Genomic DNA, 24,894 nt, shown 5'->3' with positions numbered 1-24,894 from the left:
TTTTCAGATTCTATGTCAACTTGCTACAATAGAAATTAGAAAAGCCTTACACACATATTTGAAAAAGGCAAAAGCACATCTCAAAAGTCCCCTAACTTTGAGATGTGCTTTTAACATTTAAATACGGTTCATGTTTATATAAAAAATATACCCCTTCAATATATGAACATTATTATCCCCGATGCTCAACATTAAATTCATTTTTATTCTTCTTAGTGATTCCTTAATCTTCTATCGTGGAGAGATCGCCGGTAGGAAGATCAAGTTCCCAAGCTTTTAAGACGCGACGCATAATTTTTCCGCTTCGTGTTTTCGGTAGTTTATCTCTAAATTCAATTTCACGAGGTGCTGCATGGGCGGCTAGACCCTTTTTGACAAATTGTTTAATATCTTCTTCTAATTCAGGAGATGGCTCTACTCCATCTTTTAATGCAATGAATGCCTTGATAATCTCACCACGTATTGGATCTGGCTTACCTATAACACCCGCTTCAACGATTAGAGGATGCTCTATTAATTTACTTTCAACTTCAAAAGGCCCTACTCTCTCACCAGATGTCATAATGACATCATCAACACGTCCTTGGAACCAGAAATAGCCATCCTTATCCATATATGCCGAGTCTCCAGATACATACCATTGTCCTGCCAAAAAATAGGATTCATAGCGAGCTGGATTATTCCAAATCTGCCTCATCATAGATGGCCATCCCTTTTTAAAAGCCAAGTTTCCCATCGTATATGGGGGCAGCTCTTTTCCCTGATCGTCAACGATCGCCGCTTCGACTCCTGGAATTGGTTTCCCCATAGAACCAGGCTTAATATCCATGGAGGGATAATTGCAAATCATTTGAGCCCCTGTTTCTGTCATCCACCATGTATCATGAATCCGATGATGAAGTACTTGGTATCCCCATTTAATCACTTCAGGATTTAACGGTTCGCCAACAGATAATACATGACGCAATGTCGATAAATCATAGTCGTTCAAAATATCATCCCCAGCACCCATCAGCATACGAAATGCAGTAGGTGCACTATACCAAACAGTCACACCATAATCTTGCAATGCCTGATACCATGATTGCGGTGAAAAGCGTCCCCCTATAACAACAACAGTTGTACCTGTTAACCATGGTCCAAAAATGCCATATGCTGTACCAGTCACCCATCCCGGATCTGCTGTGCACCATAAAATATCATCATCTCTTAAATCAAGCACCCATTTGGAAGTTTGATATTGTTGAAGCATTGCATTGTGCACATGCAACACACCTTTTGGTTTACCCGTAGAACCAGATGTATAGTGGAGCACCATGCCATCTTCACGATCAACCCATACCATATCTGTGTCATTAGAAACTTGTAATAATAACTTATGAAAATCCTTTAATTGTTCTGTCTCCTCTATATCCTCTTTCTCTCCCACAAGAAAAACAGTTTCAAGAAGTGGTAATCGCTCTAATGGCACACGTTTTAATAATGACGGTGTTGTAACAAGTGCCTTTGCCTCACTATCACTTAAACGGTCATAAACGGCACCTTCCATAAATGCTTCAAAAAGAGGTCCAATGATCAGTCCTTTTTTCAAACCACCAATGATTGAAAAGTATAATTCTGGTAAACGAGGCATGAAGATAAAAAGTCGATCTCCTTTTTTCAATCCCGTTTGTTGGAAAACATTTGCAGCTTTATTGGTCCATTCCTTAACATCAGCAAATGTATATGATTCTTTTCTTGTTTCATTTTCAAAATAAAGTGCTACTTTGTCTTTCCGTTCGGATTCAGCATGACGATCAACTGCTTCATAAGCCATATTCACTTTACCAGTTTTATGCCAGCTAAAAGCCTGTTCAGTTTTCTCCCATTCAAAAGTGGATCTTACTTCGTCATAATTTTGTAATTGGTATTCGCCTTTTATTGCTGACAATGGTTCGATTCTCAATATCGATCCCCCCTTATATCAACTGCCTCCTCACTATTATATAACAGATTCAACCTATTGTATAACAAATATTTTAAAAAGAATTCTATTTGTTTTGTAACTATGTATAAGTACACAGAATTTTCTCATTTATGAGATTTTTTTCTGCTTTATTCATGTATAATAAATTCAAAAGTAGGAATAAGAAGGTGAATTTATGGAGCATCTACGAACATATTATTCTAAAAAACTGGAAACCTCTCTTGGAACGATTCTTGTGGAGGGACCTGTTTCAACAGAAAACCTTCAAAAACTTAAATTTCATGAAGGATTGACATCTTTTAGAATTCCCAAACAACAATTTGCTGCAGTCATAGAAATCTCGAAGCTTCCTGAAGGACGTATGATTATCGCCCGTTTAGATGATACAATTATTGCATATGCAACTTTCCTTTATCCAGATCCTCTTGAGCGTTGGTCAGAAGGTAAAATGGAAAATTTGATAGAATTAGGTGCTATTGAAGTGGCTCCTGAGTTTCGTGGAACAGGCGTTGGCAAAACGATCCTACAAGTGTCCATGATGGACGATGCGATGGAAGACTATATTGTTATCACAACAGAATATTATTGGCATTGGGATTTAAAAAGAACAGGCTTAAATGTATGGGAATACCGAAAAATAATGGAAAAAACGATGCAAGCAGGTGGATTAGAAGTGACTGCGACAGATGATCCAGAGATTTCCTCCCATCCTGCAAACTGTCTAATGGTCAGAATCGGTAATCGAGTCGATCAAGAAGCCATCGAAAAGTTTGACCAACTACGTTTTATGAATCGCTATATGTATTGATTTTTATGAAGGGGTGGATATGATGCTGATCGAAGAAATCATGAAAACGGATATTATTACATTGAAACCATCGAATACCATTAAAGATGCCTCTACAATTATGAAAGCCAAAAAAATTCGCCATTTACCAATTATTAATGATGATCATCATTTAGTCGGATTAATCACTGAAAGAGATTTAAAAAATGCACTCCCTTCCCCTCTTTTAAAAGTAAAAGACGACAATATATACGAACAGACCTTAGATAAAGTAATGATCCCTGACCCAATGGTGGGTCATCCACTTGATTTTGTAGAAGAAGTGGCATTAATTTTTTATGAACAGCGAATAGGTTGCTTACCCATCGTAAGTGGTGGAAAATTAGTGGGGATTGTTACTGGCAGCGATTTACTTTACACATATATTGAAATAACAGGTGCCACAAAGCCAAGTTCTCAAATTGAAATTCGTGTTAGTGATCGAGTCGGGATTCTTCATGACGTAACTAAGATTTTCGCGAACCATCATGCAAGTATCTTGAGTGTACTAGTATATTCTGACGCTGAACACGAAGAACAAAAGATTTTATCAATTCGCGTGAAAATCATGAATCCATTAGCCATTATTGATGATCTACGCAAGGAAGGATTTGATGTGCTATGGCCAAATATGCCGGGCATCAATCGTCTATAAAAAAGGCGGTTTTTGTTTATTCACCCGAACAATTAGACTATAAATTCTCTGACACACACCCATTTAATCAAAAGCGATTAGAACTAACAGTTGACCTTCTGACTAGCATAAGTGCACTTGATCCAAAAGATATTGTAACTCTGCGCACCGCAACAGATGAAGAACTTCTTCTTGGACACGATATTCGCTACATAAATGCGGTTAAAATGGCTGGTCATGGTCATCTTACAGAAAAGCAAGGAGAACCTTTTGGCATTGGAACAGAAGACACTCCTATTTTTCCAAATATGCATGAAGCAAGTGCAAAAATTGTGGGAGGTACACTCACGGCATGTGACTACGTCATGCAAGAGAAATCTCAACATGCATTAAATCTTGGAGGCGGTCTACACCATGGTTTCAAAGGTCGTGCTTCAGGATTTTGTATATATAATGACAGTACGGTTGCCATCAAATATATGCAGAAAAAATATAATGCACGTGTCTTATATATCGATACGGATGCGCATCATGGTGATGGCGTTCAGTGGAGTTTTTATGACGATCCAAATGTTTGTACTCTATCGATTCATGAAACAGGACGTTATCTATTTCCAGGTACAGGGGCAGTAACAGAAAGAGGGAGCGGGCAAGGTTATGGAACGGCCTTTAATTTCCCAATTGATGCCTTTACAGAAGATGAATCTTTCCTAGATGTATATAAAACAGCACTTCGGGAAATCACTACTTACTTCAAACCTGACGTCATTCTTTCTCAAAATGGTGCCGATGCCCATTACTTTGATCCTTTAACCCACTTATACGGAACCATGAATATTTATAAAGAAATTCCAAAGCTTGCTCATGAACTCGCACATGAATTTTGCAATGGCAAATGGATTGCAGTGGGCGGTGGTGGTTATGACATATGGAGAGTTGTGCCACGAGCATGGTCACTGATATGGACAGAAATGACTGATCAGCCTACACCAACTGGCAAACTTCCCCAAGCATGGCTTGATAAATGGCAAAAAGAATCTCCTGTACCATTAATCTCTACCTGGATGGATCCGGAAAACCTTTATGATCCTATACCACGTAAAGCGGAAATCACAGAAAGAAATGCTCAAATGCTCGAAAAAGCACTATATACTCTTCATCATGACAAATCTTAAAGTGAAACTCATTCACATAGCCAAAAGCACGAATACTGATTAAACAGCATTCGTGCTTTTGGCATTTTTAACTATTGATAAACATTGCTCTAATTTTGTGTTGAATTTCGTATTTCTAAACGATATGGTAAAATGACTTGACGTTCTTCAACATCTTCTTTACTCATAATTTTAGTCAGCAGTCTCATCGATACAGCACCGATATCATAAAGTGGTAATACAACACTTGTTAGTTGTGGACGTACCATACGAGCCAATTTTGAATTTTCAAAGCTAATAACTTCGTAATCATCCGGAACTTTTTTACCTAAATCTTGTGCACCATGGATAATTCCAATTGCTAATTCATCGCTACCTGCGAAAAATGCAGTTGGTGGATCTTGTAGTTGATTTAAAGTATTAAAATCCTCTAATCCACTATCATACGAATCCTCAGTAGCCATTACTAAACTTTCATCTAATGGAATGCCTGCTTCTTCTAAGGCTTTTTTATAGCCTTCAAATTTATACATTCTGTTAATCGTTGATGTAAATGGTCCTGACACATAGGCAATACGTTTATGCCCATTATCGATAAAACGTTGAACTGCCTCATATGCAGCCTGCAAATAGTCAATATTGACAGAAGAAACCTGCTTCGTTTCATCGATAGAACCAGCTAATACGATTGGTACTGGTGAATGGCTCATTTTCTTTAATAATTCATCATTCACTTGATCGCTCATTAAAACAATACCATCGACTTGCTTGCCGTACATATTGTCTAATAGCTGTAATTCTTTTTCTACTCGTTGATCAGAGTTAGAAAGGATAATATTATAGCGATACATTGTCGCAATATCTTCAATACCACGAGCTAATTCTGCATAGAAGATATTCGAAATATCCGGAATAATAACACCTACTGTTGTTGTTTTTTTACTTGCTAAGCCTCGAGCAACCGCATTAGGTCTATACTCTAAACGTGCAATAACATCGAGTACTTTTTTTCTTGTGGTAGGTTTAACGTTTGGATTTCCATTTACAACACGAGAAACTGTTGCCATTGAAACATTTGCCTCTCGTGCAACATCATAAATTGTTACGGTCACTTAATGCCACCCCTTTTCATATCCTATTTCAATGATACGATAAATTGGAAGCGATTTTCAAGAAAATAAAAGTGACGATTCTCGTAACTCGAATCGTCACTTGCATTCAATTATGATTGAACTTGGTAATTTTTCATGAAGTTTTGAATTTGATCGTAGAAATCATCAAATTGTGGAATGCTCATTTGTTGTTGAGAATCTGATAACGCAACTGCTGGGTCCGGATGAACTTCCGCCATAACACCATCTGCCCCGATTGCAATTGCAGCCTTCGCACATGGTAAAAGCAAATCGCGTCGGCCAGTTGAATGCGTCACATCCACAAATACCGGTAAATGCGTTTCTTGTTTTAAGATTGGAACAGCTGATATATCTAGTGTATTTCGCGTTGCTCTTTCATAAGTACGAATACCGCGCTCACATAGAATAATTTGATCATTACCTTTAGAGATAATGTATTCGGCTGCATTGATAAATTCATCAATTGTTGCTGCAATACCACGTTTTAATAACACAGGTTTGTTAACGGAACCAGCTGCTTTTAGTAGCTCGAAGTTTTGCATATTTCTAGCGCCGATTTGGATAACATCAATGTAATCTAACGCTTCTTCCAAATGAGCAGGTGTAACAATTTCACTAACAATACCTAAACCATATTTTTGACCAACTTCTTTTAATATTTTCAAACCTTCAACACCAAGGCCTTGGAAATCATATGGTGATGTACGTGGTTTGTATGCACCTCCACGCATTAATTTTAAGCCTTTGTCATGAATAGATGATGCAACTGCTGCTGTTTGTTCATAAGACTCAACAGCACATGGACCAAACACAAATGTCGGACTTCCCTTTCCGATAGGTTCTTCATTTACTGTAACGATTGTATCTTCTGGTTTGCGTTTACGTGATACTAGCAACTCTTTTTTCTGATTTGTTTCTTGTAATTTTAATGCTGATTTAAAAATTTCTTTAAAAATGTGCTCAACTGTACCTTGACTTAATGGACCTTGATGATGCTCTTTCAATAGATTCAACATATGTCGCTCACGAAGAGGATCATAACGGTTGACACCTTGTTTCTCTTTTATTTTCCCAATTTCTTCTACAACACCAGCACGTTCATTGATTAAACGTAGAATTTCAAGGTTTAATTCATCAACGCGTTCGCGTAGGTGATCCAAATTTTGATGACTCATTGCCGTTTCTCCTCTCTTCCTCGTATCAGGTACTTTCAGAAGTCTGAAAACTATGATACATTTTATGATATTAGGAACATTATAATCAATTCACACGAGAATGTCACGTATTTTCTTTAACGCTTCAACGCAATAAAGCAAATCTTCATCTAAAGAAGGGTTTTCTCCACCCTCCACTGGGTGTTTGTTGAACCAATCGAGCTTTTACTAGCAGTGGATTTCCAATGTATATCCTCTGCTTGTTTCTGTGTAAAAACTTTTTCATATACAAGTTAAGCACAATCGCTCATGAACGTTTACTTGTGGCTTGAAGCGAAGGGCTTATTGCTTATTAGTGCGAGTAAAGTTAGAATATTTTACTTTATTAGAAAGGTTGTGTAAATGTGGCTTCAAAACTTTTTGCATTAGATATTGGTACTCGATCTGTCGTTGGTATTATTTTAGAGGAACACGATGAAAAATTTCATGTAGTAGATTTAATTGCAGAAGAACATAAAGAACGTGCAATGGTTGATGGTCAAATACATAATGTGATACATGTTGCATCCGTTATTCAGCATATTAAAGAACAACTGGAAGAAAAACATGGTCCACTTCATTCAGTTAGTGTAGCGGCAGCCGGAAGAGCCTTGAAAACCGAAAAAGCTGCTGCCACATTAGATATCAAAAATCGACCTGTAATGACAGAAGATGATATCAATCGGTTAGAATTGGCAGCCGTTCAAAAAGCACAACGACAATTACTGGATCATAAAGAGAAAAGTCACAGTAGTCATTATTATTGTGTTGGTTATTCAGTTTTATACTATCGGTTAGATGGTGAAGAAATCGGCAGTTTGATGGATCAACAAGGCGAAGAGGCAGAAGTAGAGGTAATTGCTACATTCCTCCCAAGAGTTGTTGTAGAATCCCTTCTAGCCGCGTTAAAACGTGCTGGTTTAGAAATGGCAGGATTAACTTTAGAGCCTATTGCAGCCATCAATGCTTTAATTCCTTCCACCATGCGTCGTTTAAATATCGCTCTCGTTGATATCGGTGCCGGTACTTCTGATATCGCGATTACAAATGCAGGCACAGTTGTTGCATATGGAATGGTCCCAACAGCAGGCGATGAAATCACTGAAGCTTTATGTGATCATTATCTATTGGATTTTCCCGTTGCAGAAAAAGTAAAACGTGATATGTCCCAATACGATGAAATCGCTATTGCAGATATTTTAGGTTTTGAACAAGTATATACCAAAGATGAAGTTATGGATGTTTTAAGACCTGCTGTATCTTCCTTAGCAAAGGCAATAGGAAATGAAATTCTCCAACTTAATAGTCATGTCGCTCCAAAAGCAGTTTTACTTGTTGGTGGTGGAAGTTTAACACCTGACATCACTGATGAGTTATGTAAAACTCTTGAAATCCCGAAAAACCGTGCCGCAGTGAGAGGAATTGACGCTATTCAAAAACTTACACACGAAGATCATATTCCGATTTCACCCGAACTTGTTACACCAATCGGAATTGCTATTGCAGCGAAAATTTCTCCGATTAAATACATGTCCGTGCAGGTGAATCAGCAAGTCATCCGACTGTTTGAGCTAAAAGAAATGACCGTTGCTGACGCTCTACTAGCAGCAAACGTAAATGTTAATCGTTTGTACGGGAAACCTGGATTAGCTATCAGCATAACGGTCAATGGACAAGACATCTTCGTACCGGGCGGTCATGGAAACCCAACAGAAATATTCGTAAACGGAGAAAAAGTATCCACAAAGCATCCTATACAAAATGGGGATGTAATTGAACTTGTTGAAGGTGCTGATGGTGAGCCCGCAAAAGCAACGGTTCAAGATATGATTGAATCTGAGAAAGAATATACCATATATATTAATGATGAATCGTTTATCATTGAACCTAAAATAAGACTAAACGGACAGCCGGCAGAACTAACCGTTCCCCTTAAAGATGGGGATGTTTTAACAATGGAAACAGCACAAACGGTTGAGCAGATTTTAAAATGGGCAGGAAGAGAAAATATATTGAGCCAACTTAAACCATTTTTTATTATAAAAAATGGCACAACAATAGAATTGCCAGAATTCAGTCATAAGATTCTTGTGAATGATCAACCTACTAAATTATACTTTCAAGTAAAAAATGGAGATCATATAAACATTCAAGAAGCAAAACATCCAACCATCCATGCTATTGCTGAACATTTCAATATGTTATTAGAAAATCGTATCCTTGTATCATTCCAAAATGAACAGTTAGAGTTAAAAAAACCATGCTATCGTATATTCGTAAATGGACAATCAGTAAAAGACACTGCTGTTATTCATAGTGGAGACAACATAGAATTTTCCGCAATGGAAGCATCTAATTTTATCTATCAAGATGTTTTCCTATTTTCTAATTGGCAAATACCTACTAATTTTAAAGGAACCTTCAAGATATTAAGAAATGGGGACCCATCGCATTTTGATGCAGAAATTTTTGGTGGAGACCAACTTACAATTCACCTTGTGCCAACAAGCGTAACCCCTTAAAAAAGACTATTTTAAAAAATGGGCACCCGATCATTTCCCCATACTTATCTTCAATGATCAAAATCCTCTATATCTATATTCTATGTGGATTTTGATCTGTCATTGTATGATCAATTTATGCCCAAGTTAAAAAATAGCATGCTAGGATTACTCCTAACATACTATTTTTCTTTTGGGCAGATTTTTTCTATCCTATTTTGTTTCTTTTTCGTTGGTTTCTTTTTCATTGTTTTCTTTTTCATCTGTATCTGATATGGCTTCTTCGATCGCTGCACTTACAGCTGTATGCTCTTTGTCTTCAGCTTCAAATTCAGCAATTGTCTTTTCCATTGTTTCCATAATATCTAAGGGTTCTTCTCCTTCGTAGGAAACCGTACCATCATCAAGTGGAGGTGTTGCAGTAGATTTAAAAGATTTTACTTTATCAACCAATTGACCTGATTGTGCTTGGACCTTCTTGGATAGTTCCACTGTTTTTTCTTTTGCAGTTGATGTCAATTCAGCACTTTTTTCTTTAAACTGACTAGCTTGAATCGCCACGTCATTACGCAATTCTTTTCCTGCTTTAGGAGCTAAGAACAATGCTGTAGCTGCCCCAACTACACCGCCAACAAAGGCGCCAATGATAAAGTCTTTGATATTCACATTGCCATTATCATTTGAATATAAAGATTCAGCACGTCTTTCATATGTCTGCGGTAAAAGTGTTTGGCCATTTTCCTCATAACCTACATTTCTTACTTCACTATAGTTCGGTTTCTGTTCTACCATATAAATCCCCCTCTTATTTGCGTTTTCTTTTCCTTGGTACATCTTCATAAATCGTTTCTACCTGAGAATCTTTTTGATCTTTCAGCTTATCACGAATTCCCATAAAGGCATTACTCCATTGAATCACTTTGGCAATCTGGTCGCTGTTTTTCACGACATTCGTATTAATGGATGAAGTAACATGTTTTACAGAATCGCTTAAGTTACTAACAGAATCTGCAAATCCCTTAGCAGCAGTCACTACTGAATTCAATTGTTGAGATTTTTCTTGAATATCTTCAGCAAGCCCATTCGTTTTTTCTAATAGACTTGTAGATTCTCTTGTAATCCCTTCCATTTGTCCTTCAATGCCAGCCATTGTACTGGCGACATTATTCATCGTTTTTTTCAACGAATTTAATGTCATAGCTAAACTAATACACAACACAAGGAAGCCAATGGCGGCTACTAATGCAGCAATGTATAGAATAACAATCATTTTTAAATACCTCCATTCTCTATATACGGATTTTTCCACAAAATAAGTGTATTTAAACATCACTTACTTAATTATATTCTACAAATTCTTTCTATATCCTGCCAGTAAAATATTGTACGAAAAAGTACGAAATTTCTTTTCTTCTAATGGATTATGGAAGGCCATGAGTATTTAGCATTATATTGTTCATATAAGACTGTTATTCCATATTAAAAAAGCTGTCGAAAACGTTCCTGATGTTTTCGACAACTTTCCCTTATAAATATTAAATCCTCTAGTTTTCTTTGAGCAGATTTTCAAAAGCCTCTTGGAATTTATGAATATCTCCGGCACCCATAAATAAGAAGACTGAATCTTTATGCGTTAGCAAATCTGATACGCTATCCATTGTTAATATTTTGCTACCTTCCACTAGATTAGCTAGATCTTGAATAGATAGTGCACCAGATTTTTCACGGGCAGAGCCAAAAATATTGCATAGATAAACACTGTCCGCTTGATTTAAACTATTGGCAAAGTTTTGTAGAAATGCTTGTGTACGTGTAAATGTATGTGGTTGAAAAATAGCGACAAGTTCACGACCTGGAAATTTTTGACGTGCAGCTTGAATCGTTGCACTTATTTCAGTTGGATGATGTGCATAATCATCGATTAATGTACGTTCACCAATATCTGTTTCAGTAAATCTGCGTTTGACACCATGATAAGTATGAAGGCGCTCTTGAATTAGTTCTGTTGGCAGACCTTCATAATGACAAAGCGAAATAACAGCCAATGTATTTAACACATTATGGTCTCCGAACATTGGGATAAAGAATTTACTATAAAATTCATTTCGAACATATACTTCAAAGGAAGTACCTTCTGTTGTCTTTTCTACATTACGAGCTTCAAAATCATTCTCAGAACCGAAACCGTAATATACAACCGGAACATTCGCTTTAATCTTTTGTAAATATTCGTCATCCCCACAGGCCACAATTGCTCTCTTCACTTGAAGAGCCAATGTTTGGAATGCATCAAATACGTCCTCAGCGTCTTTATAATAATCTGGATGGTCAAAATCAATATTCGTCATAACTGCATAATCCGGATGATATGCTAGGAAATGGCGGCGATATTCACAAGCTTCCATTACGAAATTTTGTGCGTTCTTTGTGCCACCACCTGTGCCATCACCGATTAGATAGGATGTAGGATGCGCTCCTTCTAATACATGCGCCATTAACCCAGTTGTTGAAGTTTTGCCATGTGCCCCTGTAATAGCAATGGATGTAAAGTTTTCTAGGTAACTTCCTAAGAATTTGTGATATCGAATAACTTCGACACCTAATTCTTTTGCGCGCACAATTTCTGGATGGTTATCTGGAAACGCATTACCTGCGATTACAGTCATGCCAGGTTTAATATTGTCTGCGTTAAAAGGCAAAATAGTAATATTACGTTTTCTAAGTGGTTCTTCTGTAAAAAAATATTTTTCTATGTCTGATCCTTGTACTTGTTCTCCTGAATCAAATAAAATTTGAGCAAGTGGACTCATTCCTGAACCTTTAATACCTGTAAAATGATAAACTGTCATGTTGAAACCTCCCGGGAAAGTTTCCTCACCCTTGAATAATTAAATCTATGAACTGTCCCGTAAAACCGGTGACTTCTTGATGGATAATGCTAAGCATACTTCATCAAGCAAACCCTCTTGTTCTTCAAGTTTTAAGTTGCCAATAGACTCTATTACTGAATAATTTAATCCATTAATAGTTCTATGACACTAGCTCTTTCATTTACTTTCGCTTTTTTCATACTTACTAATTTAGTAAGTCCTATTTTTGTAATCGTCAATTAAAACATCTTTCATTATAGCACGATTTTCCACAGTTCTAAACTAATCACCAATTCCTTATTATTTTCGACTTAAAATAGAAAAAATATGTTAAAACACATAAAATTTATGCATCATGTGTACCGAATATTTCCTCTATATCATGCTCTGTTAAAAAAACATCTCTCGGTTTTGTTCCCTTAGATTCTGAGATAAAACCTTGTGCTTCCATCATATCTACTAGCCTAGCTGCACGATTATAGCCAATACGATATTTTCTCTGTAATGAGGATGCTGAAACAGATCCTTCACTGCAAATATAGCGACAAGCTTCTTCAAAAAGTTCATCTTGTTCATCAATAGAATCGACTTTTTTTAATAATTCATCTTGTTCGAATAGATAATCAGGCTCACCAAGTGTACGGACAAAATTCGTTACAGCTTCAATCTCTTCATCCGTAACATATGTGCCTTGTACTCGCACCGGTGCAGACATGCCATTACCAAGGTAAAGCATATCTCCTCTCCCTAATAATCTTTCAGCTCCCTGACAATCTAATATTGTACGAGAATCCACATGGGATGATACAGAGAATGCAATTCGCGTTGGAATATTCGATTTAATCAAACCAGTGATAACATCCACTGAGGGCCTTTGTGTTGCTAATACAAGATGAATACCACAAGCACGTGCTTTTTGTGCTATTCGACAAATCGATTCCTCCACCTCTTGTGGAGACATCATCATTAAATCGGCTAATTCATCAATAACAATCACGAGATAAGGCATTTTCAATGAATATTTGCGCTCTTTTTCAACCATTTTGTTATATCTTGTAATATCACGTGCACCAACATGAGCAAATAGTTGATAACGGCGATCCATTTCATCTACTGCCCATTTAAGCGCGGCAGTAGCAGCCTTGACGTCTGTAATAACTGGACTAACTAGATGTGGAATATGATTGAAAGGTGCAAGTTCCACCATCTTTGGATCGATTAACATCAATTTTACATCTTGTGGACTAGCTTTCAAGAGTAAACTGATTAAAAGTGAGTTTATGCACACAGATTTTCCTGAACCAGTAGCCCCAGCGATCATTCCATGTGGCATTTTTCGTAAATCAATAGTAACAGGTTCCCCCGTTAAATCTAATCCCAATGCCGCTTCAAGAGGCGATTTAGAATCAACAAAGGATTCATGGGTCACCACTTCTGAAAGTCTAACAGGTCGCGATTTGCGATTTGGGATTTCGATGCCAATTGAACTTTTCCCTGGTATTGGCGCTTGGATACGGATATCCTTTGCCGCTAGTGCAAGTTTTAAGTCATCCGCTAAGTTCCGTATTTTACTTACTTTTACTCCATGACCTACTGTAATTTCAAATTGTGTTACAGCAGGACCTTGAACGATCTGTACAATTTCTCCTTCAATTTGGAAATAAGACAATGCCTCGATCAACTTCACGCCTTGTGTATCCATCCATTCAAAATCCTCTGTTTGCTCTTCTGGCGGTTCCAAATAAGAAAGTGCTGTTTCAAGATAATCATTTACAGTCGACGGTTCCTGTTCTACTATCATATTTCTTTGGTGCTCAGAAGTATCTTGAATAGACGCTGTTTTTTCTTGTTCCTCTTGTTTTAGCGGAACTGACATTCTAACCGCAGTTGCTGATGATTCACCATTAACCTCTTCAACTTTCTTTGTATCTTGTTCAGCAAGTTCCTTATATTCTTCTTTCGGCATTACATCCTTAGGTGATTCAGACTCACTACGAACAGATTTTGAATCAGGTTCACTCCAAGTTTTTGCGCGAGATAATGGAGTTGTCTGTGCAATGGATTGTTCTATTTTTTTCTTATCCGATTTTAACATGACAACATTAAACGGGATTTGACTACCCGATTTTCGATTTTCGAAATTTTCCACTTTAACTGGTTGGCTTTGAGCTATTTCTTCTTTAGATATCTCCTCATCTTCTAATTGAGTAAAAACCTCCGTAGTTTTAATTCCTTTATCGGGTATTCCACCGTTTATAGACACTTCAGGCTCTTCTCTTGTCACTTCTTCTGGATCTAAAGCTTTCTCTATTTCTATTGTTTCAACTTTCATCGTTTCGCTTACTTTAGGATCAGTTTCTGCGATTGACCTAATCGTTTCTGATGAATCATCTGAGTGATTGGTTTCTTCGATATCGACCGCTTCTTTAAATGGTCGCATAGGCTCTGTTTCAATAGTTGTTTCATCTGATTTTAAAATCGTTTCCTCTATTTCTACTTTTTCATCCATATTCGTTTCTTCTTTGTTTAATAGAGGTCCTGTCTCCTCTATGGATTCCTCTTTTAATGGAGATGTATTTTGTAATTGTGCCCGATTTTGTTCCTTTTCTACAACTATATGTTCATTTACTACATTTTGAACCTGTCCTTCTTGTTCTTCGGTTTTTGTTACTTTGTTCTGATCCTTTTCATAAAGGTGTTTTTCACTATTTTTTAGTTCCACTGCATTTTCGTTAACTGTTGTCGCTTCATTGCCATAAGTTTCGTCAACCATTGCTGATGAAATACTTTCTGTGTTTTTTTGATTAGAGGATGCCTTTACAGTTGTGGCAGCTATTTCATTCCGAAAATCCACTTTGCCACTACTTTGCTCTTTTTCTTTTTGTTTCTCATCTAACAAATCATATATGCTTCGACCACGCTTTGGTGGCTTTTGAAAACCATAAATGGGCGATGGTACTTCTGTCGGTACAAATTTTTTCTTTTTAGGTACGTATGAAGGTTTTACAGGTTCGCTAACAGCTTTCTTTTCCACCCTATTTTGTTGTGGTGTGTATTTTTTGGAGGGATTCAAGCTTTTTGTCCCATTAGGATTAAATGGATTATAATTTTCTCTACTTGTTTTTTCAACGACTCCCTTTAATCCACGAGGTTCACGCGCAAAAGGCGAATACATTTCTGGTCGCTGATCCATATGTTGTGCTGCTTGATAGGAACGCTCATGTTGTACCTGATTGGACGCTTCTTTTCGAACAGGACGTACTGATTTATTCGGTGATACCCAATCAGGAAAAGTCATATTTTCTTGCTGAGCTTGTTGCTTGCTAGATGACTTCGTAAACCCTGTTTCATCCCCATATTGCTCATTTTCATCTGGAATCAAAGGGAATTTAAAAGACTCTCTTTTTTTGATAAAATTTGGTTCAACGCTCCGTGCCTGTTTTCTTTGCTGCTGTTGAATATATTCATCCTCATATTTAGTTTCTTCGTATTCATAATCATTTTCAAATTGTTCGAATGATTTATATTGTTCTTCATTATTATCATTGTTATTCATATTATTCTTAGCTGATGGTTCTTCTATTTCATCACCTAGAATGCGAGAGACGATTTTTTTAAACCAGCTCATATATTTGCACCACTCTTTTCTAAATCATTGCCTTCATTTTATCAATAATAAATGCATTCATGCAACGCGTTTAAAACGATTCCATCATATATCTTTATTTTTTTACTAGGATATTATTCATAGAGTCGTTTTAAAATATACGAATGATCCCCCTCATGCTCTTTATTAAAATGTAAAAAAGTGTCTTACCCTTTTTGAGAAAGACACCTTGCTGTTTGATATTTTCATTTTTGAGTCAACACCAAATTATCCACAAACATAGTTGATTCGCTGATTTCCGCTACGGTCTGCTATGCATATGCTTATTTAAGCAAGTACATACTTGATAAAGACCCCTTTTAAATAGTATTAGTTAAAATTTGAATGCTGAGCCGATTTCTGTGTCGTTATCTAAAACCATGATGCCTCTTACTTGTGGTGCATTTGGAATAGCTAATTCACGCGCAGAGCACATCATGCCATAAGAATCCACACCCCGCAACGCAGATTCTTTAATGACCATACCAGAAGGCATTACTGCACCGATTTTAGCAACGACTACATGTTGTCCTTCTGCAACATTTGGAGCACCACATACAATTTGTAATGGTTCATCTTCGCCAACATCTACTTGACAAATATGTAGTTTGTCAGCATTTGGATGTTCCCCCATCTCTTTCACATGGCCTACTACAAATTTAGGAGATAAGTCTACATCAAGACTGAGTACAACCCCATTTTTCGCGATAGCCTCTTCTAATTGTGCAACAAGTTCTTTCGTCACTTCTACATTGCCGACTTCTTCTATTGTCAAATAATTACTAGCATTAAAAAGATTAAACCCTTTTACTTCGCCAGTTGCTCCTTCTTTTAATAATACTAAATCTCCGTGTTTTTCTAATTCTGTTTTGACAATCGTTTCTGTCGTCAACTGAACTAGTAATATGTCACCTACATGCGCTTTGTTATACGATACAATCATTTTCTTTCTTGCTCCTTTTTTACTCTGTTTTTGGCTAGGATAAAGATCGGCTCTAAGTGGCCATCTTCGTAGATAAAGGATAATGATGTAATAGGAACTGCTCCTACTGTAAAGAAATGCATGGTCATTTGGGCTAAAACATCATATCCTGTATTATTGCGAATATCACCGATGATCAACACATCTTGATGAGGCACTGAAACCGTCATGTCGCCTTCAATTTTACCACGCATTTCCTTTAAAAAGGCGTCATTTAAAATACGGCTTGCGTCATACCCATCATTTTCATTTAGAAAATAAAAGATATTGCCAGCCACTTCATCCTGTTTAATATTTGTCGGCAATTTACGTATTTGGAAGCGTGCAGATTCTTTGATTTGTTCCACGGGAACTTGTAATTTTTGGACCATCTCTTCATCGATTAAGCGATACGTATTTCCAAGATCTAGCGCATAGTAAATCCTTGTTTCAGCAGTATGTTCTGTTGTGATAAAAGCGTGTCCTTCTTTTGATTTTTTAGGAAAAGAGCCTGAACGAATCACAGGATAAATATTTGTAAGCTCTTCGAAGCCTTGCTCCTTTTCCTTCTTCATCGCTTCAAAAGTTTGCTCAATCGTGTAAACAACTTCATCAATCGCCTTTTCTTTACGTATATCATATTTTGTTAGAACATCGCCTAACAACAAATCCATTCCCTTGCCTAGCTCACGATGCTCTAATCTTAATTTGTTTGTTTTTAAATCTAGTTTCCATTCAAAGTGAGCTTCACCTAGACGCTCTTTTAATTTTTTAACTAAATCTTGTGCCGTCACCTAGTTACTCACCTCATCCAAAATAGCTTATTGTTGTTGTAAAAATTTTTCAATCTCTTCTTGTGTTTTGCGGTCTTTTGAGACAAGGCGTCCTGTTTCGTCACCGTTATTGTATGCGATAAAACTAGGAATACCATATACATTTAGTTCTCCACATAAATCGATGAATTCATCTCGATCCACAGAAACAAATGTAAAATCATTAAATTTTCCCTCAACCGCTGGCATAAAGGGTTCAATAAAGCGACAGTCTTTGCACCATCCTGCTTCAAATACAAAAACATGTTTACCTTGTTCTTTTAAAGAATGATATTGTTCTACTGATTGTAATTTTTCCATTTTCATAGCCTCACTTGTTTTTCAATTGTACGGAATGGGCAATCGTCATTAATTCAGATATAGTAGCATTGACATCTTCTGTTTTTACTAAGCCCGTAACTTTCACTCCACCCGTGCTTGCAATGACTTCATAATTTTCTTGGCCTTTCTTTAATACAGTTGCAAAGCCAAAACGATTATCTTTTTTATATGTTTGCTCTTTAACGATCTCTTCTTTTTCGCTTTTCTGTAGCGCTTTATAAAAGTGTTGACTCTTCTTGGATTCATTTGGATTAAAAAATATGGCGTATGTTTGCTTATCCTTTGATAAAATCACATTGGTCTCATCAGAAGAATTTTTCACTTCATAGCCTTTAGGTAGATAAAATTGCAAATGTTCAGTTGATGCCGTACTACTCTCTGGTTTCGCATTGAAAATTGTATCGGCATCTGAAAGTCCTTCTGATATTTGAGAATCTACCGAATTGCCACATGCTGCAATATTCAATATAAGTAATGCTGGGACGAATAGCTTGGTACATTGACGGAACATATGTAATTCCTCCATTCGTACTTGGACTACCTTTATTGTAAAAGTCATGCGACACCTATGCAACTATCGTGTCTTTTCTACCTATTTCGCATATTTTTGATAAAGTGAAACTCCATCAGTGGGGTTTTCTTCCCCCCCCACTGATGGTTAGTTGAACCAATCGGACTTTTACGGGCAGTTGATCCCCCATCTATATTTTTCGTTTCTCTCTCAATCTTGAGATGGGGTCTTACTGCCCGTTAAAGCGGGATAAAAAAAATATTGACCTACTAATTGTTGCAAAATATGTTCAAACATTTCTTTTCGATCCAGCATACCATCCGTTAAAATACCAATAGCTCCCGCATTTTGATGAGTATCTGATTGATGAACAAAGTCATCCATAACAGGTCCTAACTCTCGACCGGCAGCTATTTGCTCTGCTATTTCATCTGGCAACGGAATTTGAGCACCTGCAGCCGTAAACAATTGCCCATTTTCTATAGCCAATGCACCCCAATTGCATAAATACATGATGTCGTCAATCATTGTGACACCGCCTTCTAAACCAAAGGCAATGGTGGCATTTGTTTCTGCCAATGCCCTTCTTGCACGATTTATAGCACCCGTTCTAGTTTCCTCCGTTGACATTGGTTGCGCAGAAACACCTGAATCTACTGAAATATGTTCAAATGTTAAAATATCATGAAAATGTTTCGTCACTACGGAAAGTACTGCACTTACTTTGGCTTTGTTTGTCGTACCAATTCCTACTTTCATCATGACACTTCCTAACTATCAAAATTAAAGGAGATTCCCAATGAAAATCTCCTTTACTATACCAAATTTTAGTTGTCTTTATCTAGCTAGCTGTTTCTGATTGAACATGTTCAGCTTTTCATTTTAGTTGCTTCTAAACGCATCTTCTCGTGTCGCCTTAGTTTCTCGATCGACAGTTGAAAAAATGATTTTGATTCGAGCTCCGCAGCACTCATGAGCATGCTCAGCTTTTGCGAATCGTTTCTAGAGTTGAACGGTCTGCATTTTTGACTAATTTTACAAGTAATTCCTTCGCAGCATCAATATCATCTGTATGAATAATCGATGCATGAGAATGAATGTAACGTGCGCAAATACCAATAACTGTACTTGGTACACCTTCATTTGATAAATGTACACTTCCAGCATCTGTACCGCCACCTGGAGCGACAAAATATTGATAGGGAATATGATTCGATTCAGCCGTATCTAACACATATTCACGTATCCCCTTATGAGTGACCATTGTACGATCATAAATTCTGACTAACGGGCCTTTCCCGAGTTGACCAAATTGATTTTTATCACCTGAAGTATCGTTCGCAGGGCTCGCATCTAGTGCAAAGAAAAGATCTGGTTTGATCATGTTAGCAGAAACTTTTGCCCCTCTTAAACCAACCTCTTCCATCACATTAGCGCCTGAATACAAGGTATTTGGTAATTTTTCATCTTTTAATTCTTTTAACAATTCGATTGCTAAACCGCAGCCATATCGATTATCCCATGCTTTCGCCATCACTTTCTTTGGATTGGCCATTGGTGTAAATGGACAAACAGGAATAATCGATTGCCCTGGTCGGACACCTAATCGAATCGCGTCTTCTTTATCATCTGCACCAATATCAATTAACATATTGTTAATCTCCATCGGTTTTGATTGCATTTCCGGTGTTAGTAGATGTTTGGGAACTGAAGAAATTACACCTGGAACAGGACCATTTTTTGTATAAACTTCTATGCGCTGAGCAAGCATCACTTGATTCCACCAGCCGCCAAGCGTTTGGAAACGAATCATACCATTTTCCGTAATTTGAGTGACCATGAATGCTACTTCATCCATATGACCTGCGACTAAAATTCTCGGACCATTTTCATCGCCCTTCTTCAGGCCAAAAACACCACCTAAATTATCTTGCACAATTTCATCAGCATATTTTGATAATTCTTGACGCATATAAGCACGAACCGCATGCTCATTTCCTGGAGCACCTGGTAATTCTGTAAGTGTCTTAAACATTTCTAGCATATCTTGATTCATGATAAAGCCTCCCTTAGAACGTTCACTCCTATTGTAGACAAAGCTTGGATAAAATTCTACCACTTTACTTCGAATATCGAAATGCTCTTTACAAAAATCATCCCGTATCCTTCTGATTTCCACACGATAAATAGTATATGTTAAACTAATGGCATATACTCAAAGGAGGATGTTAAATGAAATTACAGGATTTCTTACTGGGCGTTGCGACAGGGATTGCTACTGCATATGTCATTAAAGAAGTAAGTGAAAAGGTAAATCCCTATAAAAATGCCAATGCTGTTTTAGAAAATATAAAAAACGCCTTTAAAATTCAAGGACCAATAGATGGATCATGGATTTTCATGGAGCCTCAATTATTTCATAAAGAAAATATCGAAATTCCAGTGTATAAGGGTGGTATTTCTCGAGTAGAAGAAGGAGAAACGGTGAATTTTGAATTTGCAGCTGATGCAAAAACAGGGTCCATTGTTGACTTGGTAAGAGTTTAATAAAATAATAGATTGATCATCGAATTTTATCCATTGCAATAGGCATGAGAGATTTCTGCTACATATTGCTCGCTTTTCTGCGGGTCCTTCTAAGAAAAGTATACGCATCACCTTCAACACAAAAGCACAAAATGCGGATTGAACAGCATTCTGTGCTTTATTTTTCATATATGAAACTTCGGTCCCTTACTTTATTACTCTCGTATTATTTAGCAGTTGTATGAGATTCTCTTGTACGTGGTAACTCTGCTATTATATTTTTACCAGTTGTATCCCATTTGATAAGACGTTTGTAGGCATCATGATAAAAACTAACCCAATAACCATTTTCTACTATTTCCCTCACTAATTTTTGTTTTGCAAAAACAGAGGTCATTGGATAATCATCGTAAGCTAATACCCATAATGGATTTTGATGTGCATGAGTTGGCATTATATCTGCCATGTGTATAATCGTTTCTCCCTTTTGCGTTAAACGAATAATACAATGCCCATCACTATGACCACCAGTATGAACCATAAGGATACCCGGTAACACTTCTAATTGCTGCTCAAAGGTTTTCACTTGGTTTACGATTGACTTCCAATTAGCCTCCCAGTACGTATTTACTGAACGAATATTCGGATCACGCATCTCATCCCATTCTACTTGAGAAACTAAAATGGTAGCGTTTTCAAATGTAGGGATCAATTGATCGTCTTGCCACCTTGTCAAACCACATGCATGGTCAAAATGTAAATGTGTCATCAATATATAGTCGATATCATTTGTTGTTAATCCTAGTTCTCCTAGACTCGCAACAATTTTTGATTGTTCGGTTATCCCATAATTGCGCAGTTGCTTATCGGTAAATTTTTCATTTCCAATCCCTGAATCGATCAATAAATTTTTCCCTTGATATTGGATCAAAATTGGGTCTGTTCGTAATTCAATTTGATTGCTATCATTCGCCGGATATTTTCGTGACCATAACGGCTTTGGCACTACCCCAAACATTGCTCCCCCATCTAAATGAGTGACTCCTCCATTCAGCCATGTAAGCTTCATATCGTGAAACTGAAATGCGTCCACATTAAATCCCCCTTTGTGTAAATCTATGCATCAAAATGGATAGATGATGCTTCACATAATTGTAACATGTTTAAAAAAATTTGTACTTATTCATACCATAAATAGACAACATTTTCTATAATGTAATAGATTAGATATTTATATCTACAAATTTTACTATTTTATGATAAAAAATATATAAAAAGGTAATAAAACTTTATGACTAAGTGAGGAGAGCCATGAAGATGTTCAATGACCATGAAATAACATGTCAAAAATATTTAAAATTACTGGTATCTATCGAGAATTTAGAAAGGAAAACAGATCTATCTAAAGATTTGCAAAAAGACATAGGCAATCAGCTACAGCAATTAGAAAAGGAAATATTACGCCAATCACTGTATGACCATGACATTAAATAAAACTATGTCTAAAAAAGACGTATCCCAAAACAAAGCACAGAATGCGGCTTTGACAACATTCTGTGCTTTTTATAATGACATATTTATCTTTTTAAGACTTTTATAAAGTAAAACATTACAGAATTCGAATTTTCTTGATTCCTTCAGAAGCAACTTATACAAAAAAGTTCTTATGGTAAAAAGCTTATGACTGTTTTGTTTGGAACTGAGCTTCTAAACGATAAATCGGTTGCCCCTTCGAAGAAAATTTTTCCTCATATTCCGTCATGATATTATCTTCTGGCATTTCTGCATGTAAATCAAGCGACACGTAGTTCAATTTCATGCCATAGTGTGACATGCTCACTAAAGAATATTCAAACAAACCGCGGTTGTCTGTTTTGAAATGTATTTCTCCATTGTCTACTAACACTGCTTCGTATAATTTTAAGAAGTTTTCATGCGTTAAGCGTCGTTTTGCATGACGTGTCTTTGGCCATGGATCAGAAAAGTTCAAATAGATACGACTCACTTCATTTTTTTCAAAATATTTTTCTAATTCTGCACCATTTACTAATAGTAAACGGACATTCTTCGGTGAACCAGCCTCCATAACTTTTTCTGCTGCTTTCACGATGACACTATCAAATAATTCAATACCAAGATAGTTGATCTCTGGATTTTGCAAAGCCATACCAGTGATAAATTGCCCTTTACCTGAACCTACTTCAATATGCAATGGATTATTATTTTCAAACAACTCTTTCCAATTTCCTTTACATTTTTCTGGATCAGGTATGATGATTTCTGGATGTGCTTTGATAAAATCAGCTGCCCATGGTTTATGTCGGACTCTCAATGTATTTCCTCATTTCTATTTTTTCATCTATTCCAATGTTTTATTTCATTATTCGGTCTGTTAAAATACAATCCATTTTACAGCGCTTCACAACAGACCTCTTTTCACTGGACCGGTTACTTTTTATTTGACGATTATTCATATCAACAATTGAAGTATAGCAAAGCCCTTCTATAAAGTGAACCATCCAGTCAGTTGGGGCTTTCTTCATCTTTCACCGGGTATTAGTCGAACCGATCAGCTTATTATAAGGAACAGCTAAATCCTTCTCAATCTTCTGCCACATTCTCTTTTCATTACCATTCTCAGCTCTGCTATTGACGATAAAAAGAAGTTTTATGAATGCTTTTCCGCAATAACCTGTTCAGGAGATATGAGATCGTCATCATTCAAATCAAGTCTGTGATAAGAAGTCGTCTGTACATTATTCAACAAATATTGCGCGGCTTTAAATTGCATCAGTTTCATCGGGGAATGGTTTTTCTTCAGACGAGCAAACCAATCTGAGTATTTTCTTTTATCGACAAATTCAACACTATAACTAGAACCTGGATAGTCAATATAACCATTCCTTGAAAGGACAACTTTGCGGATAGGTAGATCGATTGTATTCTTTTTAAAAATCTGTTTCACAATAGATTCCATGCGATTTAATCCAATAAGGGGATTTAAAACCTTTTTATCTATTTTACCGACTTTCTTCTCCCAAAATCGACTGCTATCACCGACAAATACAGCTTGGAATTCTTCCTCTAAAACTTGAATGCAGAAGCAATCAGTAGGTGTTAATAAGAGGATTCCCATTTCAACAGGTGCCTTTTTCACTTGAAAAATTGGATAGTAAAACAACAAATAGCTATCTGGTAAACGTTGTGTAAATGCCCTTAGCAAAGAATCTCGATAATATTTTGAATCTACGTATGATTTTTCTCTTAAAGTAGAACTTGCCCACTTTATCTGAAATTGAAAAAGTTGATCTACATACATTTTCTTTAATTCTTCAATGGTTTGCGGATAGTAAAATATGGTTGGCTGGAACATGAACGTATTTGACTCTTCCTGAATCTCTTCCTCATCTTGCTGTTGTTTGGAAAGCTCTTCAGATATTTGGTCGAGAAAGTCTTCTCTATCCCTAATATCCATATCCTCTTCCTCATGATCCTCTTTCTTTTTTCGATTAAAAGATAAAATACGTTGCAAGAAACTTTTATGAGTTTTTTCTTCCAATTCTTCATGGTCCCATTGAGGAATTTCCTCCCCAGATGCCCAATCTTTCTTCATGCGTTCCCATTGTATTTTTTTTAATCTCACAAATTGGGTTGGATATCTTTTTAAATCATTTTGATAACGTGAAACATAATCTTGTAACTTCACCAATTGTGCCATAACTGTTCCTCCTAAAAAATGATCCCACGATTACAAATAAAATGATTCTATTGATGTTATCGTTCTATATTATTCACTATATCTATATGAGCAAGTAGACT

General features: G+C 36.7%; 22 protein-coding genes. 6 read left to right on the top strand and 16 right to left on the bottom strand.

Annotated features, from left to right (window positions below; translation table 11 throughout):
• Window positions 1-223: 223 nt before the first annotated feature.
• On the bottom strand, window positions 224-1,948 hold the full coding sequence (gene acsA / locus FEU33_RS03270) for an acetate--CoA ligase (protein WP_425328603.1): 1,725 nt from the start codon (window positions 1,946-1,948) through the stop codon (window positions 224-226).
• Window positions 1,949-2,141: 193 nt separating this feature from the next.
• On the opposite strand from acsA, the gene FEU33_RS03265 reads away from it, so the two are divergent.
• The 3 genes from FEU33_RS03265 to FEU33_RS03255 are packed head-to-tail and all read left to right on the top strand — an operon-like array spanning window position 2,142 to window position 4,601.
• On the top strand, window positions 2,142-2,774 hold the full coding sequence (locus FEU33_RS03265) for a GNAT family N-acetyltransferase (protein WP_146547994.1): 633 nt from the start codon (window positions 2,142-2,144) through the stop codon (window positions 2,772-2,774).
• Between the two features lie 22 nt (window positions 2,775-2,796).
• On the top strand, window positions 2,797-3,447 hold the full coding sequence (locus tag FEU33_RS03260) for an acetoin utilization AcuB family protein (protein ID WP_146547993.1): 651 nt from the start codon (window positions 2,797-2,799) through the stop codon (window positions 3,445-3,447).
• A complete protein-coding gene (locus FEU33_RS03255; protein WP_186731301.1) occupies window positions 3,414-4,601 on the top strand; it encodes an acetoin utilization protein AcuC in 1,188 nt (395 codons plus the stop codon). The genes FEU33_RS03260 and FEU33_RS03255 overlap by 34 nt, the downstream gene beginning before the upstream one ends.
• Window positions 4,602-4,690: 89 nt before the next feature.
• Here the strand turns inward: FEU33_RS03255 and ccpA are convergent, their stop codons facing one another.
• Window positions 4,691-5,692, bottom strand: a complete 1,002-nt coding sequence (gene ccpA / locus FEU33_RS03250) for a catabolite control protein A (RefSeq protein WP_146547992.1) — start codon at window positions 5,690-5,692, stop codon at window positions 4,691-4,693.
• Window positions 5,693-5,802: 110 nt separating this feature from the next.
• Window positions 5,803-6,888: a bifunctional 3-deoxy-7-phosphoheptulonate synthase/chorismate mutase gene (locus FEU33_RS03245; RefSeq protein WP_146547991.1), complete on the bottom strand. Its 1,086-nt coding sequence runs from the start codon at window positions 6,886-6,888 to the stop codon at window positions 5,803-5,805.
• Window positions 6,889-7,271: 383 nt separating this feature from the next.
• On the opposite strand from FEU33_RS03245, the gene FEU33_RS03240 reads away from it, so the two are divergent.
• Window positions 7,272-9,428 carry a rod shape-determining protein gene (locus tag FEU33_RS03240; RefSeq protein WP_146547990.1) on the top strand — a complete coding sequence of 719 codons (2,157 nt, stop codon included), beginning with the start codon at window positions 7,272-7,274 and terminating at the stop codon, window positions 9,426-9,428.
• Between the two features lie 192 nt (window positions 9,429-9,620).
• Here the strand turns inward: FEU33_RS03240 and FEU33_RS03235 are convergent, their stop codons facing one another.
• The 10 genes from FEU33_RS03235 to FEU33_RS03190 all read right to left on the bottom strand — a co-directional run bounded on the left by FEU33_RS03235 (window position 9,621) and on the right by FEU33_RS03190 (window position 20,605).
• Window positions 9,621-10,199: a YtxH domain-containing protein gene (locus tag FEU33_RS03235; protein WP_146547989.1), complete on the bottom strand. Its 579-nt coding sequence runs from the start codon at window positions 10,197-10,199 to the stop codon at window positions 9,621-9,623.
• A gap of 13 nt (window positions 10,200-10,212) precedes the next feature.
• The gene (locus tag FEU33_RS03230) at window positions 10,213-10,677 is read right to left on the bottom strand and encodes a DUF948 domain-containing protein (RefSeq protein WP_146547988.1); all 465 of its coding nucleotides are present in this window, start codon (window positions 10,675-10,677) and stop codon (window positions 10,213-10,215) included.
• Between the two features lie 274 nt (window positions 10,678-10,951).
• Window positions 10,952-12,256, bottom strand: coding sequence for a UDP-N-acetylmuramate--L-alanine ligase (murC, locus tag FEU33_RS03225; RefSeq protein WP_146547987.1), 1,305 nt, complete (start codon window positions 12,254-12,256; stop codon window positions 10,952-10,954).
• A gap of 367 nt (window positions 12,257-12,623) precedes the next feature.
• A complete protein-coding gene (locus FEU33_RS03220; protein WP_244950971.1) occupies window positions 12,624-15,905 on the bottom strand; it encodes a DNA translocase FtsK in 3,282 nt (1,093 codons plus the stop codon).
• 352 nt (window positions 15,906-16,257) lie between these two features.
• A complete protein-coding gene (ytpR, locus tag FEU33_RS03215; protein ID WP_146547986.1) occupies window positions 16,258-16,866 on the bottom strand; it encodes a YtpR family tRNA-binding protein in 609 nt (202 codons plus the stop codon).
• Window positions 16,863-17,678: a DUF1444 domain-containing protein gene (locus tag FEU33_RS03210; protein WP_146547985.1), complete on the bottom strand. Its 816-nt coding sequence runs from the start codon at window positions 17,676-17,678 to the stop codon at window positions 16,863-16,865. The genes ytpR and FEU33_RS03210 overlap by 4 nt, the downstream gene beginning before the upstream one ends.
• A gap of 27 nt (window positions 17,679-17,705) precedes the next feature.
• Entirely contained in the window at window positions 17,706-18,017 is a 312-nt protein-coding gene (locus FEU33_RS03205) for a thioredoxin family protein (RefSeq protein ID WP_146547984.1), read from the bottom strand.
• A gap of 10 nt (window positions 18,018-18,027) precedes the next feature.
• On the bottom strand, window positions 18,028-18,549 hold the full coding sequence (locus tag FEU33_RS03200; RefSeq protein WP_146547983.1) for a hypothetical protein: 522 nt from the start codon (window positions 18,547-18,549) through the stop codon (window positions 18,028-18,030).
• A 210-nt stretch (window positions 18,550-18,759) separates the two neighbouring features.
• Entirely contained in the window at window positions 18,760-19,308 is a 549-nt protein-coding gene (locus FEU33_RS03195) for a DUF84 family protein (protein WP_146547982.1), read from the bottom strand.
• 223 nt (window positions 19,309-19,531) lie between these two features.
• Entirely contained in the window at window positions 19,532-20,605 is a 1,074-nt protein-coding gene (locus FEU33_RS03190; RefSeq protein WP_146547981.1) for a M42 family metallopeptidase, read from the bottom strand.
• Window positions 20,606-20,781: 176 nt separating this feature from the next.
• On the opposite strand from FEU33_RS03190, the gene FEU33_RS03185 reads away from it, so the two are divergent.
• On the top strand, window positions 20,782-21,096 hold the full coding sequence (locus FEU33_RS03185; protein ID WP_146547980.1) for a hypothetical protein: 315 nt from the start codon (window positions 20,782-20,784) through the stop codon (window positions 21,094-21,096).
• A 205-nt stretch (window positions 21,097-21,301) separates the two neighbouring features.
• Here the strand turns inward: FEU33_RS03185 and FEU33_RS03180 are convergent, their stop codons facing one another.
• Window positions 21,302-22,168, bottom strand: coding sequence for a YtnP family quorum-quenching lactonase (locus tag FEU33_RS03180; protein WP_146547979.1), 867 nt, complete (start codon window positions 22,166-22,168; stop codon window positions 21,302-21,304).
• A 224-nt stretch (window positions 22,169-22,392) separates the two neighbouring features.
• Here FEU33_RS03180 and FEU33_RS18635 point away from each other — a divergent pair, with 224 nt between their 5' ends.
• Window positions 22,393-22,569, top strand: coding sequence for a hypothetical protein (locus tag FEU33_RS18635; protein WP_186725710.1), 177 nt, complete (start codon window positions 22,393-22,395; stop codon window positions 22,567-22,569).
• Window positions 22,570-22,753: 184 nt separating this feature from the next.
• On the opposite strand, the gene trmB is transcribed toward FEU33_RS18635, so the two are convergent.
• Window positions 22,754-23,407, bottom strand: a complete 654-nt coding sequence (trmB, locus tag FEU33_RS03175; RefSeq protein ID WP_146547978.1) for a tRNA (guanosine(46)-N7)-methyltransferase TrmB — start codon at window positions 23,405-23,407, stop codon at window positions 22,754-22,756.
• Window positions 23,408-23,743: 336 nt separating this feature from the next.
• Window positions 23,744-24,793, bottom strand: a complete 1,050-nt coding sequence (locus tag FEU33_RS03170) for a nuclease-related domain-containing protein (protein ID WP_146547977.1) — start codon at window positions 24,791-24,793, stop codon at window positions 23,744-23,746.
• Between the last annotated feature and the right edge of the window lie 101 nt (window positions 24,794-24,894).

Source organism: Rummeliibacillus suwonensis, assembly GCF_007896435.1.
Taxonomy (GTDB): Bacteria; Bacillota; Bacilli; order Bacillales_A; family Planococcaceae; genus Rummeliibacillus; species Rummeliibacillus suwonensis.
This window is presented reverse-complemented; position numbering and strand designations above follow the sequence as displayed.

Coding starts and splice junctions, on each gene's coding strand:
- FEU33_RS03260 (WP_146547993.1), top strand. CDS start 2,797: ATGCTGATCGAAGAAATCATGAAAACGGATATTATTACATTGAAACCA.
- FEU33_RS03190 (WP_146547981.1), bottom strand. CDS start 20,605: ATGAATCAAGATATGCTAGAAATGTTTAAGACACTTACAGAATTACCA.
- FEU33_RS18635 (WP_186725710.1), top strand. CDS start 22,393: ATGTTCAATGACCATGAAATAACATGTCAAAAATATTTAAAATTACTG.
- FEU33_RS03235 (WP_146547989.1), bottom strand. CDS start 10,199: ATGGTAGAACAGAAACCGAACTATAGTGAAGTAAGAAATGTAGGTTAT.
- FEU33_RS03255 (WP_186731301.1), top strand. CDS start 3,414: ATGGCCAAATATGCCGGGCATCAATCGTCTATAAAAAAGGCGGTTTTT.
- FEU33_RS03205 (WP_146547984.1), bottom strand. CDS start 18,017: ATGGAAAAATTACAATCAGTAGAACAATATCATTCTTTAAAAGAACAA.
- FEU33_RS03200 (WP_146547983.1), bottom strand. CDS start 18,549: ATGTTCCGTCAATGTACCAAGCTATTCGTCCCAGCATTACTTATATTG.
- murC (WP_146547987.1), bottom strand. CDS start 12,256: ATGACAGTTTATCATTTTACAGGTATTAAAGGTTCAGGAATGAGTCCA.
- FEU33_RS03265 (WP_146547994.1), top strand. CDS start 2,142: ATGGAGCATCTACGAACATATTATTCTAAAAAACTGGAAACCTCTCTT.
- FEU33_RS03230 (WP_146547988.1), bottom strand. CDS start 10,677: ATGATTGTTATTCTATACATTGCTGCATTAGTAGCCGCCATTGGCTTC.
- FEU33_RS03245 (WP_146547991.1), bottom strand. CDS start 6,888: ATGAGTCATCAAAATTTGGATCACCTACGCGAACGCGTTGATGAATTA.
- FEU33_RS03220 (WP_244950971.1), bottom strand. CDS start 15,905: ATGAGCTGGTTTAAAAAAATCGTCTCTCGCATTCTAGGTGATGAAATA.
- FEU33_RS03185 (WP_146547980.1), top strand. CDS start 20,782: ATGAAATTACAGGATTTCTTACTGGGCGTTGCGACAGGGATTGCTACT.
- ytpR (WP_146547986.1), bottom strand. CDS start 16,866: ATGATTGTATCGTATAACAAAGCGCATGTAGGTGACATATTACTAGTT.
- FEU33_RS03170 (WP_146547977.1), bottom strand. CDS start 24,793: ATGGCACAATTGGTGAAGTTACAAGATTATGTTTCACGTTATCAAAAT.
- FEU33_RS03195 (WP_146547982.1), bottom strand. CDS start 19,308: ATGAAAGTAGGAATTGGTACGACAAACAAAGCCAAAGTAAGTGCAGTA.